15 protein-coding genes are annotated in these 13,669 nt (G+C 56.8%); 12 read left to right on the top strand and 3 right to left on the bottom strand.

Going from position 1 to position 13,669, the window contains the following annotated elements:
• Window positions 1-165 precede the first annotated feature (165 nt).
• Both mntS and ABLV52_RS22445 read left to right on the top strand, forming a co-directional pair.
• The gene (gene mntS, locus ABLV52_RS22450) at window positions 166-291 is read left to right on the top strand and encodes a manganase accumulation protein MntS (protein WP_023288948.1); all 126 of its coding nucleotides are present in this window, start codon (window positions 166-168) and stop codon (window positions 289-291) included.
• A gap of 268 nt (window positions 292-559) precedes the next feature.
• A complete protein-coding gene (locus ABLV52_RS22445; protein ID WP_309319689.1) occupies window positions 560-2,140 on the top strand; it encodes a phosphoethanolamine transferase in 1,581 nt (526 codons plus the stop codon).
• Window positions 2,141-2,236: 96 nt separating this feature from the next.
• Here ABLV52_RS22445 and ompX read toward each other — a convergent pair whose 3' ends face one another.
• A complete protein-coding gene (gene ompX, locus ABLV52_RS22440; RefSeq protein WP_004886207.1) occupies window positions 2,237-2,749 on the bottom strand; it encodes an outer membrane protein OmpX in 513 nt (170 codons plus the stop codon).
• Window positions 2,750-3,100: 351 nt separating this feature from the next.
• On the opposite strand from ompX, the gene rhtA reads away from it, so the two are divergent.
• The 6 genes from rhtA to ybiO all read left to right on the top strand — a co-directional run bounded on the left by rhtA (window position 3,101) and on the right by ybiO (window position 9,702).
• Complete coding sequence (gene rhtA / locus ABLV52_RS22435; RefSeq protein WP_023288946.1) at window positions 3,101-3,988, top strand: threonine/homoserine exporter RhtA; 888 nt, start codon at window positions 3,101-3,103, stop codon at window positions 3,986-3,988.
• A gap of 237 nt (window positions 3,989-4,225) precedes the next feature.
• Window positions 4,226-4,729, top strand: coding sequence for a DNA starvation/stationary phase protection protein Dps (dps, locus tag ABLV52_RS22430; RefSeq protein ID WP_004886200.1), 504 nt, complete (start codon window positions 4,226-4,228; stop codon window positions 4,727-4,729).
• 416 nt (window positions 4,730-5,145) lie between these two features.
• Window positions 5,146-5,892 carry a glutamine ABC transporter substrate-binding protein GlnH gene (gene glnH, locus ABLV52_RS22425; protein WP_004886198.1) on the top strand — a complete coding sequence of 249 codons (747 nt, stop codon included), beginning with the start codon at window positions 5,146-5,148 and terminating at the stop codon, window positions 5,890-5,892.
• Between the two features lie 125 nt (window positions 5,893-6,017).
• Entirely contained in the window at window positions 6,018-6,677 is a 660-nt protein-coding gene (gene glnP, locus ABLV52_RS22420; protein ID WP_002895837.1) for a glutamine ABC transporter permease GlnP, read from the top strand.
• Complete coding sequence (gene glnQ / locus ABLV52_RS22415; protein WP_004212183.1) at window positions 6,674-7,396, top strand: glutamine ABC transporter ATP-binding protein GlnQ; 723 nt, start codon at window positions 6,674-6,676, stop codon at window positions 7,394-7,396. The genes glnP and glnQ overlap by 4 nt, the downstream gene beginning before the upstream one ends.
• A 110-nt stretch (window positions 7,397-7,506) precedes the next feature.
• A complete protein-coding gene (gene ybiO / locus ABLV52_RS22410) occupies window positions 7,507-9,702 on the top strand; it encodes a mechanosensitive channel protein (RefSeq protein ID WP_348890943.1) in 2,196 nt (731 codons plus the stop codon).
• On the opposite strand, the gene rlmF is transcribed toward ybiO, so the two are convergent.
• On the bottom strand, window positions 9,703-10,617 hold the full coding sequence (gene rlmF / locus ABLV52_RS22405) for a 23S rRNA (adenine(1618)-N(6))-methyltransferase RlmF (RefSeq protein ID WP_348890942.1): 915 nt from the start codon (window positions 10,615-10,617) through the stop codon (window positions 9,703-9,705).
• A 96-nt stretch (window positions 10,618-10,713) separates the two neighbouring features.
• On the opposite strand from rlmF, the gene ABLV52_RS22400 reads away from it, so the two are divergent.
• From ABLV52_RS22400 to ybiJ, 4 genes are all read left to right on the top strand, one after another.
• The gene (locus ABLV52_RS22400; protein WP_348890941.1) at window positions 10,714-11,328 is read left to right on the top strand and encodes a flavin reductase family protein; all 615 of its coding nucleotides are present in this window, start codon (window positions 10,714-10,716) and stop codon (window positions 11,326-11,328) included.
• A gap of 141 nt (window positions 11,329-11,469) precedes the next feature.
• Window positions 11,470-11,730, top strand: coding sequence for a DUF1471 domain-containing protein (locus ABLV52_RS22395; protein WP_032455234.1), 261 nt, complete (start codon window positions 11,470-11,472; stop codon window positions 11,728-11,730).
• Window positions 11,731-11,751: 21 nt separating this feature from the next.
• Entirely contained in the window at window positions 11,752-12,018 is a 267-nt protein-coding gene (locus tag ABLV52_RS22390; RefSeq protein ID WP_023288941.1) for a DksA/TraR family C4-type zinc finger protein, read from the top strand.
• A 285-nt stretch (window positions 12,019-12,303) separates the two neighbouring features.
• Window positions 12,304-12,564, top strand: a complete 261-nt coding sequence (gene ybiJ / locus ABLV52_RS22385) for a DUF1471 family protein YbiJ (protein ID WP_004176772.1) — start codon at window positions 12,304-12,306, stop codon at window positions 12,562-12,564.
• Between the two features lie 109 nt (window positions 12,565-12,673).
• Here the strand turns inward: ybiJ and ybiB are convergent, their stop codons facing one another.
• Complete coding sequence (ybiB, locus tag ABLV52_RS22380; RefSeq protein ID WP_032455217.1) at window positions 12,674-13,642, bottom strand: DNA-binding protein YbiB; 969 nt, start codon at window positions 13,640-13,642, stop codon at window positions 12,674-12,676.
• Window positions 13,643-13,669: the final 27 nt, after the last annotated feature.

The raw sequence follows: 13,669 nt of genomic DNA, 5'->3' as shown, positions 1-13,669 counted from the left end.
ACGCGTCAAGCATCATATAAAAAGATCCACATTGTAATGGATTGCGCCAAGAGCACAAAAATTTAACGTTTTAGCCATAGCTATAAAATATAGCCTGTGCTATATCTGTATATAATGCAAACATCCATCAGGGAGTGATGGAGCGAACAGGCAGGAGGAGAGCAGATGAACGAATTCAAGAGGTGCTTAAACGTGTTCAGCCATTCACCCTTTAAAGTACGCTTAATGCTGCTCGGTATGCTGTGCGAGATGATCAACGGTAAACCGCAGCAGGACAAACCCCATCGCTAAGGCGGCGTCGCGGTACGCCGCTTCATTTTTCCGTCATCATCTGCCGCTAAACTGACCGGTTTATCCCGTTTTCCCCACCTTTTTTCAAGTTTTGTAAGCGTCCTCGCAAAACAATCTGTTATGTCTGGTTGACCTTACCATTTACAAGCCCTATCTTTGCACAGCCCTGCCACATTCGCGGCTCGCAGAGACCCTCTTCACGCACTGTCCAGCAGGTTTTACCCCTTGAAGCCAGGGGATGCGCATGGCCTCTTTTTGATTGTTTACTATGAATGTCACCACCCTGAAAGATACGCTGGTCGCCCGCCGACTGGCACTGAACCCATGGACAGGATTCTACTTTTTACAATCGCTGTTGATTAACCTGGCGCTGGGCTATGAATTTAGCCTGCTCTATACCGTGGCATTTACCTGCGTGTTACATCTTCTGTGGCGTGCCTTTCCGCGCGTGCAGAAAGCAGTGGTCGGCGCTTATTCTCTGCTGGCGGCCCTCTACTACCCGTTTGGCCAGGCTTACGGCGCGCCCAACTTCAATACCTTGCTGGCGCTGCACGCCACCAACGTGGAAGAGTCCACGGAAATCCTCACCATTTTCCCGTGGTACAACTATCTGCTGGCGGTATTTATCTTCGCGCTGGGGATCATCGCGGTCCGCCGCAAGATCGTCGAGCAGACCCGCTGGGGAAAAATGGAGACCCTGGGCCTGCTGTTCAGCATCGGGATCTTTTTTCTCCAGCCGGTGCAAAATCTCGCCTGGGGCGGTGTATTCAAGGTAATCGATACTGGTTACCCGGCCTTCCGTTTTGTCAAAGACGTGGTGGTGAATAATAACGAGGTGCTGGACGAGCAGGCGCGGATGGCACAGCTGGCCGGCATGAAAGATAGCTGGCACGTGCTGGCGGTGAAGCCGAAGTACCATCTCTATGTGGTGGTGATCGGTGAAAGCGCCCGCCGCGACGCCCTCGGCGCCTTCGGCGGCCACTGGGACAACACGCCGTTTGCCAGCTCGGTGAACGGGTATCTGTTTAACAACTACGTCGCCGCCAGCGGCTCGACGCAAAAATCCCTCGGCCTGACCCTTAACCGGGTGGTCGATGGCAAACCGCAGTTTCAGGATAACTTTGTCACCCTCGCCAACCGCGCCGGTTTCCAGACCTGGTGGTTCTCCAACCAGGGGCAGATCGGCGAGTACGACACCGCTATCGCCAGTATCGCCAAACGGGCGGATGAAGTGCAGTTCCTGAAAAACGGCGATTTCGAAGCCAATAAAAACACCCAGGACGAGCAGTTACTGAAGCTGACCGAGCAGGTGCTCTCCACCCAGCGTACCCAGCCGCAGCTGATTGTTCTGCATCTGATGGGCTCGCACCCGCAGGCCTGCGACCGGACCAAAGGCAAATATACGGTTTTCGTCCAGTCGAAAGAGACCTCCTGCTATCTCTACAGCATGACGCAAACCGATACCCTGCTGGCTAAGCTCTACAGCCAGTTGCAAAATTCCGGCGACACCTTTTCCCTGACCTACTTTTCCGATCATGGTCTGGCGTTCAAGGAGCGAGGCAAAGAGGTGCAGTATCTGGCGCACGACGATAAGTTCCAGCAGAACTTCCAGGTGCCGTTTATGGTGCTCTCCAGCGATGACAAAGCGCATAAAGTCATTAAGGCGCAGCGCTCGGCGAATGATTTCCTCAGCTTCTTCTCGCAATGGACCGGCATCAAGGCGGCGGAAATCGCCCCGCGCTATCGGTTTATCTCTGAGCAGAAGGCCGGCCCGGTGTATATCACCAACTTCCAGCTGCAGAAGGTGGACTATTCACACCTCGGCAGCGATGAGTTCACCATCAACTAAAACGACGCGGTCAGCGCCGGCCAACCGGCCGGGCTGGCGGTCAGCAGGCAAAAAAAATCCGCCCCAGGAGGCGGATTTTTTATATCACCGGAGTGATTAGAAGCGGTAACCCACGCCAGCGATCCAGGTGCCGACGTCAACGTTACGAATACGAGACTGCTCGTAGGAGAAGTCCAGGGCAACGTTTTCGATCGGGTTGAACTGCAGACCAGCACCGTAGGAGAAACCGTAGTCGCTCATATCGGATTTATTAGGGAAGTTGTTGTTCTGGAATTTACCGTAACCAACACCCACTACGCCGTAGATGCTTGCCCAGTCGTTCAGACGGTAAGCCGGACCAGCGGTGATGCCGTAGTACTGACCTTTGTTGTAAGTACCGTTGCTGTTATTATCCTTTTCGGTGTAGGTGAAGGAACCGATAACGCCCAGCGGGTTGTTATCTTGCTCGTAACGGTATTTCAGGTTGAAACCGCCAGCTTTGTTCGCTTTACCCTGCATGTCGCTCTGCGCGTAACCGCCGGTTACGGTAGAAGTTGCAGCAAATGCAGTAGTACCTACGGATGCAGCCAGAACAACGGCCAGTGCTGAAAGACGTGCAATTTTATTCATAACCACCTCAAATGTGTTTCTAATAAGTCCTAAGCTTTAAATATATCAAAAACTTTTGGGAAACTCTTTGGAGTTTACATTGTCTAACATACTTTTTCATGTAACCAAAAGTTTCCATATTTCTATAACAATATGGAAAACAACAGTTTTTGGCGTTAACTTACAGTTTAACGCTCATTAAGAAATTCGCAAGCATCCAGATTAATCCTAATCACCTGGTGAATTTCTCAGCAACTTTCGCCATTGTACTGTTTTTGCCCCTGTTTTTTTCAACATTAGCTCAACCGCCAGCAGCTAATTCCAGTACACTGGAACTTTTACCCCTTTTGACAAAAATTGACAGGAGAAAGGATGCCCGGTCCATCCCGAAAAGCGGCGGCATGGTTGCCGATAGTGGTGATTTTAATCGCTATGACCTCGATTCAGAGCGGCGCATCGCTCGCCAAATCGCTGTTCCCGGTGGTCGGCGCCCCGGGAGTTACCGCCCTGCGCCTGGCGCTCGGGACGCTGATCCTGGTGGTGGTGTTCAAGCCCTGGCGGCTACGTTTCTCTCCGGCGCAGCGCGTGCCGCTGCTGCTGTACGGCCTGGCGCTCGGGGCGATGAACTATCTGTTTTATTTATCCCTGCAGCGTATTCCGCTCGGCGTGGCGGTGGCCCTCGAGTTTACCGGCCCGCTGGCGGTGGCGCTTTTCGGCTCGCGCCGCCCGCTGGATTTTGTCTGGGTGGCGCTGGCGATCCTCGGGCTGTGGTATCTCCTGCCGCTGGGGCAGAATGTGGCGCAGGTGGATTTAACCGGCGCGCTGTTCGCTCTCGGCGCCGGGGCCTGTTGGGCGGTCTATATTCTGACCGGCCAGCGCGCGGGCGAGGAGCATGGTCCAGCCACGGTGGCGATGGGGTCGCTTATCGCCTCACTGGTCTTTGTCCCGTTAGGTATGGCGCAAGCCACCGATACGCTGTGGCAATGGTCGCTGCTGCCCCTGGGGCTGGGGATTGCCATTCTCTCCACCGCACTCCCCTACTCCCTGGAGATGATGGCCCTGACGCGCCTGCCGACGCGCACCTTCGGTACGCTGATGAGCCTCGAGCCGGCGCTAGCCGCCCTGTCCGGTATGATCTTCCTTGGCGAAACCCTGAACCTCTCCCAGACCCTGGCGCTGGGCGCGATTATCATCGCCTCAATGGGCGCCACGCTGACCATGCAGCGGCAGAGCAAAATCAAGCAAGTCGATATCAATTAACATTCTGTTACGGCGGCGGCACGCGCCAGTTGCGGGCCTGCCAGCGTTCGCTAACCTTCTGATTGGACTTGTTTTTTCAAATAGCCAACCACTTTGCGCTATCGGAGTGATATGGCCTGCCGATGCCTCATACTTTAAAACCCTTGCTATACTTAGTCCCGAAGTTACCTGGGACAACGCTCCACATCATTCAGTTTTGAAGTGTGACGAGCATCAATATCAAGAGGATATGAAACGATGAGTACCGCTAAACTGGTTAAATCAAAAGCATCTAATCTGGTCTATACCCGCAACGATGTCGCTGACAGCGAAAAGAAAGCGACCATTGAGCTGTTGAATCGCCAGGTGATCCAGTTCATTGACCTGTCCCTTATCACCAAGCAGGCACACTGGAATATGCGCGGTGCGAACTTTATCGCCGTGCACGAAATGCTGGACGGTTTCCGTACTGCGCTCACTGAGCATCTGGATACCATGGCGGAGCGCGCCGTGCAGCTGGGCGGCGTCGCCCTGGGCACCACTCAGGTGATCAACAGCAAAACCCCGCTGCAGAGCTACCCACTGGATATCCATCATGTTCAGGATCACCTGAAAGCGCTGGCTGACCGCTACGCAGTAGTGGCTAACGATGTGCGCAAAGCGATCGGCGAAGCTAAAGACGAAGATACCGCAGATATCTTCACCGCCGCTTCCCGCGACCTGGATAAATTCCTGTGGTTTATTGAAGCGAATATCGAGTAAGGCTTTGCCGTCGGCCGCAGCGCGGTCGACGGCGCCTTTGCTTTCCCCACCCAGCCCTTGTTGTTTTTCCCTCCTCCGTTTTCCCTCACCCGCTGGCCTTGCACCATTTCAGGGCGTCAAATTGATGAAAATGCGCACAAAAGTAAAACAATTGTAATAATCACCTCACACAATCGTTACGGCGAGATTGTTTTCCCATCAGGGTTTGCGCTAAAAATGGGCTCGTTATTCAGCGACCTGAGGATGCACCAAAATAACGCCCCGTTATGGTGCGCTCTTTGCCTGAAACGATCGATATTGTGCAACGGCTACCGCTTCGTTTGTTGAAAAACAACAGCTTGTAAAAGTGGCACGATTTTTTCATTAGGCTAGTCGTTCTCGCAGGGGATCGTCCCGTGGATATAAAAGGAAATGCTATGAAGTCTGTATTTAAAGTTTCACTGGCTGCACTGACCCTGGCTTTTGCGGTTTCTTCCCATGCCGCCAATAAGACCCTGGTTGTCGCCACCGATACGGCGTTCGTCCCGTTCGAATTTAAGCAAGGCGATAAGTATGTGGGTTTTGACGTTGACCTGTGGGCGGCCATCGCCAAAGAGCTGAAGCTCGATTACACCCTGAAGCCAATGGACTTCAGCGGCATTATCCCGGCGCTGCAAACCAAAAATATCGATCTGGCGCTGGCGGGGATCACCATTACCGACGAGCGTAAAAAAGCCATCGACTTCTCTGACGGCTACTACAAGAGCGGCCTGCTGGTGATGGTCAACGCTAATAATAACGACATCAAAGATGTGAAAGATCTGAACGGCAAAGTGGTCGCGGTGAAGAGCGGCACCGGCTCCGTTGACTACGCGAAAGCCAATATCAAAACCAAAGATCTGCGTCAGTTCCCGAATATCGATAACGCCTACATGGAGCTGGGTACCGGCCGCGCGGATGCGGTCCTGCACGATACGCCGAACATTCTCTACTTCATCAAAACCGCGGGCAACGGCAAATTCAAAGCGGTAGGTGAATCACTGGAAGCGCAAAACTACGGTATCGCCTTCCCGAAAGGCAGCGACGAGCTGCGTGAGAAAGTGAACGGTGCGCTGAAAACGCTGCGCGAGAACGGCACCTACAACGAAATTTATAAAAAATGGTTCGGCACTGAACCAAAATAATAAAAACGTACATCGCCGGGCGCAGGCCCGGCGACATCACAACGGTCTTCCGGCACATACGTTGCGGGAGACAGTATTTTGGCGGAGGCTTTCCTCTGCTCTCGACACGGTAACAGGAACGTATTATGCAGTTTGACTGGAGTGCCATCTGGCCTGCCATTCCGATTTTGTTGGAAGGCGCCAAAATGACGCTGTGGATTTCCGTCCTCGGCCTGGCCGGCGGCCTGATCATCGGTCTGGTGGCCGGTTTCGCCCGCTGCTTCGGCGGCTGGATCGCCAACCACATCGCGCTGGTGTTTATTGAAATCATTCGCGGCACCCCGATTGTGGTGCAGGTTATGTTCATCTACTTTGCGCTGCCGATGGCTTTTAGCGATCTGCGCATTGACCCCTTCTCCGCGGCGGTAGTGACCATCATGATTAACTCGGGCGCCTATATCGCGGAAATTACCCGCGGCGCGGTGCTCTCCATTCATAAAGGCTTCCGCGAAGCAGGCCTGGCGCTGGGCCTGTCGCGTCGCGAAACCATTCGCCACGTGATCCTGCCGCTGGCGCTGCGCCGCATGCTGCCGCCGCTGGGCAACCAGTGGATCATCAGCATCAAGGACACCTCGCTGTTCATCGTCATCGGCGTCGCCGAACTGACCCGTCAGGGACAGGAGATCATCGCCGGCAACTTCCGCGCGCTGGAAATCTGGAGCGCCGTTGCCGTGATCTACCTGATCATCACCCTGGTCCTGAGCTTTATTCTGCGTCGTCTTGAAAGAAGGATGAAAATCCTGTGATTGAATTTAAAAACGTCTCCAAGCACTTTGGCCCGACCCAGGTGCTGCACGATATCTCTCTGAAAATCAATCAGGGTGAAGTGGTGGTCATTATCGGCCCGTCCGGCTCCGGTAAATCGACGATGCTGCGCTGCATCAATAAACTGGAAGAGATCACCAGCGGCGATCTGATTGTCGATGGCCTGAAGGTCAACGATCCGAAGGTGGACGAACGTCTGATTCGTCAGGAAGCCGGGATGGTGTTCCAGCAGTTTTACCTGTTCCCGCACCTCACGGCGCTGGAAAACGTGATGTTTGGCCCGCTGCGGGTACGCGGCGCCAGCAAGCAGGCGGCGGAGAAGCTGGCGAAAGATCTGCTGGCGAAAGTCGGTCTGGCAGAGCGCGCGCATCACTATCCGTCTGAACTCTCCGGCGGCCAGCAGCAGCGTGTGGCCATCGCCCGCGCGCTGGCGGTGAAGCCGAAGATGATGCTATTTGATGAGCCCACCTCCGCGCTCGACCCGGAACTGCGTCATGAAGTGCTCAAGGTGATGCAGGATCTGGCGGAAGAGGGCATGACGATGGTGATTGTGACCCACGAAATCGGCTTTGCCGAAAAAGTGGCCTCGCGACTGATCTTTATCGACAAGGGACGAATTGCCGAAGACGGCAACCCACAGGAGCTGGTAAACAACCCGCCAAGCCCGCGTCTGCGGGAATTCCTGCAGCACGTCGCCTGACCCACAACGGCTCTCTCCGTCGCGGAGAGAGCCGCTTTCCAGATTCCTCTTCCCTCCCCTTCCGCCATCGGCTTCTATACTTACCCGTTTACGTTGCAACGGAGGTGCCCATGCCGTGGATCCTGCTTTTGCTCGCTGCGCTGTTTATTCCCCCGCTTTCCGCCGCCGCCCTGCCCGGCGTGCCGACCGCTAATGCCGATAAAACCAGCGCCAGCGAACCCGATGTAGAACAGAAAAGAGCGGCCTATGCCGCGCTGGCCGACGTGCTGGCCAACGACTCCGCCCGCCAGGAGCTCATTGACCAGCTGCGTAAAGCGGCCGCCACGCCGCCGCCCGACAGCACCCCGACGCTGACGCCGCCGGCGGTGAAAGAAGAGACCACGGTGCTGGAGAACGTCACGCAGATCAGCCGGGAATATGGCGATGAGTTCTCATCGCGCTTCTCCCAGCTGTGGCGCAATATTACCGGCTCGCCGCATAAGCCCTTTAATCCGCAAACCTTTACCAGCGCCGCCTGGCATTTTTTACTGCTGGCCGGGCTGGTGTTTGCCTTCTGGTGGCTGGTACGCCTCGCGGCGCTGCCGCTGTATCGTAAAATGGGCGAATGGGGACGGCATAAAAACCGCGATCGCGGAAACTGGCTCCAGCTGCCGTTGACCATCGCCGGGGCGTTTATCATCGATCTGCTGCTGCTGGCGCTGACCCTGTTTATCGGTCAGCTGTTGAGCGATCGCCTGAATGGCGACAACCCTACTATCGCCTTCCAGCAGAGCCTTTTCCTCAACGCCTTCGCGCTGATCGAATTCTTTAAAGCCATACTGCGGCTCATTTTTTGCCCGCGCATCCCGGCGCTCAGGCCCTTTAACCTCAGCGACGAGGCCGCCTCCTACTGGAGCCTGCGCCTGAGCGCCCTCAGCAGCCTGATCGGCTACGGCCTGATCGTCGCGGTGCCGATTATCTCCAACCAGGTGAATGTTCAGGTCGGCGCGCTGGCTAACGTCGTCATCATGCTGTGCATTACGCTGTGGGCGCTGTATCTGATTTTCCATAACAAAGCGGTGATTACGCAGGGGCTAATCCATCTGGCTGACCGCTCGCTCTCCTTCTTTAGCCTGTTTATCCGCACCTTCGCTCTGATCTGGCACTGGCTGGCCTGCGCCTACTTTGTGGTGCTCTTTTTCTTTTCCCTGTTCGACCCTGGCAACAGCCTGAAATTTATGATGGGCGCCACCCTGCGCAGCCTGGCGATTATCGGCGGCGCGGCACTGGTGTCCGGCATTCTGTCGCGCTGGATAGCCAAAACCATCACCCTCTCCCCTGCCACTCAGCGCAACTATCCTGAGCTGCAAAAGCGGCTGAACGGCTGGATCTCCGCGTCGCTGAAGGCAGCGCGTATTCTCACCGTCTGCGTCGCCATCATGCTGCTCCTGAGCGCCTGGGGGCTGTTTGACTTCCGCGAATGGCTGCACAACGATGCCGGGCAAAAAACGGTGGATGTGCTGATCCGTATCGCCCTTATCCTCTTCTTCTCCGCTATCGGCTGGACGGTGCTGGCCAGCCTGATCGAAAACCGGCTGGCTTCGGATATCCATGGCCGCCCGCTGCCCAGCGCGCGGGCCAGGACGCTGCTGACGCTGTTTCGCAACGCGCTGGCGGTGGTGATCAGCACCATCACGGTGATGATTTTGCTCTCGGAGATTGGGGTCAATATCGCGCCGCTGCTGGCGGGCGCCGGGGCGTTGGGGCTGGCCATCTCGTTTGGCGCGCAAACCCTGGTCAAAGACATTATCACCGGCATTTTTATCCAGTTTGAGAACGGGATGAATACCGGCGATCTGGTCACCATCGGTCCTTTGACCGGCACGGTGGAACGGATGTCGATTCGCTCAGTGGGGGTGCGCCAGGATACCGGCGCTTATCACATTATCCCCTGGTCCTCGATCACCACCTTTGCCAACTTCGTGCGCGGCATTGGCTCGGTGGTGGCCAACTATGACGTCGACCGCCATGAGGATCTGGATAAAGCCAGTCAGGCGCTGAAGGCGGCGGTGGACGATCTGCTGGACCAGGAGGAGATCCGCGGCCTGATCATTGGCGAACCGTCGTTCGCCGGGCTGGTGGGGCTGAGCAATACCGCCTTTACGCTGCGCGTCAGCTTCACCACCCTGCCGCTGAAGCAGTGGACGGTGCGTTTTGCCCTCGACACCCAGGTGAAAAAGCACTTCGACCGCGCCGGGGTTCGCGCCCCGGTACAAACCTGGCAGCAACTGCCGATGCCGGGCGCCGACAGCCCGGCCGCGGAGTAGTTAGAACGGACGGCGGCGTTTGGCGTCGTCCATAAAGCTCCAGGCGATAAAGCGGCTCTGCTTTTGCCCCTGGGCCATCTCTTTTTTCACCACTTTCACTGCCCCGACCTCGGTCAGCAGGCGGTAGAGCGGCGGCAGATTGTCGCCGCGCGACACCAGCGAGGTAAACCATTTCACCTGGCGGGCGAAGGCCTGACTTTCGCGGATCATCTGCGAGATAAAGGCCACTTCGCCCCCTTCGCACCACAGCTCCTGCTGCTGACCGCCAAAGTTAAGCCCGCTGTCGGCGCCGAGTCCGAGATTGCGGCGCTTGCGCTCACCGCCCGCCCGGGCGCTCTCTGCGGAGTCATGGAACGGCGGATTACACAGCGTGGCGTCATAGGTCTCGTTTTTGTGGATCACGCCGAGGAAGATAGCCTGGCTCTCTTTTTGCCGACGCAGACGGATCTGCCGGGTCAATCCCGGGTTGCCATTGACAATCGCCTGCGCGCTGGCGAAGGCTTCCGGACTGATTTCGCTGCCGGTAAAGCGCCAGCCGTACTCGTGAACGCCGATCAGGGGATAAATGAGGTTGGCGCCGGTGCCAATATCAAGGATCGTGGCTTGCTTCGGCACTTCGCCGCTGTCCCCGGCCAGCAGATCCGCCAGATGATGAATATAATCGGCCCGCCCGGGCACCGGCGGACAGAGAAAACCATCAGGAATATCCCAGTGTTTGACCGCGTAGAAATGCGCCAGCAGCGCTTTATTCAACGCCTTTACCGCCTGCGGATTGGCAAAATCAATAGTCTGCTCACCCAGCGGATTGAGCGTAATGTATCCCTGCAGGTCAGGATGCGCCTGGCAGAGCGCGGGCAGGTCGTAGCGTTGATGGTGGCGGTTACGCGGGTGTAACCCCGGTTTCTGGGCTTTCATGACAATCTCCTTTGAACAGCCGCGTAAGATACCCGTTGACGGCCGCTCGGTAAATAAGGGAGTCTGGATATCTCCTTTATCCGTGACAGGTGCAGCATGTACTTTTATCAACCTTCGCAGGGCCACGGCCTGCCGCATGACCCGCTCAACGCAATAATCGGGCCTCGCCCGATAGGCTGGATCGCCTCGCAGGACGACGAGGGCCAGCGTAATCTGGCGCCATACAGCTTTTTTAACTGCTTTAACTATCGCCCGCCGATCATTGGTTTCGCCAGCAGCGGCTGGAAAGACAGCGTGCGAAATATCGTCGAAACGAAGGAGTTCGTCTGGAACCTGGCGACGCGCCCGCTGGCCGCCGCGATGAACGAAACCTCCGCCTCGATCCCGCACCATGAGGATGAATTCGTGCGCGCCGGACTCACCGCCGCCGCCAGCCGCCTGGTCAAGGCCCCCCGGGTGGCGGAGAGCCCGGTGAACTTTGAGTGCCGCCTGTCGCAATGTATTCAGCTCACCACCGCCGACGGCAACCTTGTCGATACATGGCTGGTGCTCGGCGAAGTGGTCGCCGTGCATATCGATGAATCACTGCTGGAGAACGGCATCTATCAAACCGCCCGCGCTCAGCCGATCCTGCGTGCCGGGGGGCCGAGCGCCTATTACAGTATTGATGACAGCCTGCGTTTTGACATGATCCGCCCGGATGCCCGCTAAATAATATCCCTGGCGCGGGGACCGCTACCCTGCGCCGGTTGCGGGCGAAACGCCTTGTTTTTGCATAAAAAATTCCCTACCGCGCGGGCTGGAAAGGCCTACACTTAAGCTATGTCCCATGCTGTTTATGAGGATATGCTGATGAAAATCACCTCGCTGCTGTTTGCCGCTGCGCTTGCCGCTCAGGCCGACGCGGCCTCTTCCCTGCCGCCGCCCCCCGTACTGCCCTATGACGGGCCGCTGCGTCCTGTCGGCACCGTCTCCGCCTCCGGCGCCCGCACCCTTGACGACCTGGTGGCCGCCCTCGCGGATAAGGCCCACCGTCGTGGGGCGATAGCCTGGCGGGTCAATGCCGCCAGCAGCGGTAACCGGCTGTACGGTTCAGCTATAATTTATCAATAACCTTTTTACAGGAGGCAGACAATGGCATCAGGTTGGGCAGGCGACGGCGCCGTACAGGATCAGATCGACAGCACCATTGACGATGCGGTAGCTCGCGCCCGCCGCGAGCTTCCGCACGGCGAAAGCAACAAATTTTGTGATGAATGCGGAGAGCCGATTCCGGAGGCGCGCCGACAGGCGATACCCGGGGTGAGATACTGCGTGAAGTGCCAGCAGGAGAAAGATTTACATAACAATACATTTTCAGGATATAATCGTCGTGGTTCCAAGGATAGCCAGCTACGCTGACTTTCCTTTACCGTTCATGACAGCCTTTCGCATTATCTTTTCGCGCACACTTTTTGGCGATAAATGTCGCAATATGTGCCCTTAAGCGTGCCGGTCTCCCTCGCTCCGCCATCAGACGAAAAGAATGAGAAATAATTTATTAATAATCAGTAAATTATTAATCATTCAAAAAATTAGATGAAGACTGTGAATTTCCTTCGATTTTATCTCCCGCAAAAAAGCGTGATACTTATCACATCGACGGAACATCGTCCCCTGAACAGAACAACCTGCGAGAGATTAACTATGAAAAACATCAAATATGCTGCCGCTGCCATCGCTCTGACCGCCCTTTCCTTCGGCGCCTTTGCCGCCGAGCCGGTTACCCCCGCTCAGGCTGAAAGCATGAATAAGATCGGCGTGGTGTCTGCGCAAGGCGCAACCACGTTAGATGGTCTGGAAGCGAAACTGGCTGCTAAAGCCGAAGCCGCTGGCGCAACCGGCTATAGCATCACTTCCGCTAACACCAACAACAAACTGAGCGGTACCGCGGTTATCTATAAATAATCGCAGCTCAACCCTGTAAGCCACTGAATTAACCCTGAAAAGACCTTTAATACCCTTGCCTTGCCCGTCCGAGCCACCGGACGGGCTTTTTTTTATTCTGCCGAGCCAATCACCAGCAGTCGTTGACGCGGCTGAGCCCCTGCTCCAGGGTTGAGACCTCCCCGCAGGCCAGCAGACAGCAGGCAAGCTGGATCTTCAGCGAGTGGGGTACCGGTTCGACGCCGGCGACGCAGCGCTCGATCCAGCGCGCGGTCACTTCGGGATCTTTCGAGGCCGGCAGAATGACTTCCTCCGCCGCGGCCTCGGTCTGACGGTCGCACAGCGCCCGCACGCCCTGGTCATCGATCAGGCTGATCTGCGGGCAGCGCTGCGGGTTGGCGTACACTTCGCCTTCGGTACCGTGCATCAGCAGCGCGCGGCCACCGGTCTCGCGAAAGAAGCTCGCCACCCTGGGAACATATTCCGGATGCGATACGCTGGAGAGACGTAACGCCTCCCCTTCGCCAAACGGCGTGGCCAGTTTGGCCAACGTATGGGCGCTGTTGCGCACGCCCATCCGCCAGCGCATCGCCAGCTGTTTCTCCAGCGGCGGGCAGAAGGCGCCCACCGGAATATATACCGGTTCATGCCCCTCCAGCTGCGCCTGAGCCTGGCCGGCATGCCGGGTAGCCGGAATGTCCAGCAGGGTAAAAATGGTCTCGGTCAGCACCCGGGTCGGATCGTGACTGACGCCGTGAACCACGACCGGAAACCCCAGCTTGTGCAGGAGCATCGCCAGCAGCGGCGTCAGGTTCGCCTGCTTGCGCGCGCCGTTGTAGCTGGGGATAACGATCGGCATCGGCTTGCCTGCCGGCGGGGTCAGGCGCAGAGTATGCTGCTGCATCGCGGCGTAAAAGCCTTTCATCTCCGCTTCGCCTTCGCCTTTGATGCGCAGGGCGATTAATATTCCCCCCAGCTCCAGCTCCGGCACCTCGCCGTTCAGCATCCGCGCGTAGAGCGCACGGGCGGTCTCTTCATCCAGGTCGCGGGCATGATTCTTACCGCGGCCCACCTCTTTTATAATTTTGCTGTACTCCATGGCTCCCCCTGTTGCGTCACGCGCCGG

The organism is Klebsiella sp. GB_Kp056 (assembly GCF_040064755.1).
Taxonomy (GTDB): domain Bacteria; phylum Pseudomonadota; class Gammaproteobacteria; order Enterobacterales; family Enterobacteriaceae; genus Klebsiella; species Klebsiella quasipneumoniae.
Note: the sequence above shows the minus strand (reverse complement) of the source record. Positions and strands in the feature narration are given on the sequence as shown.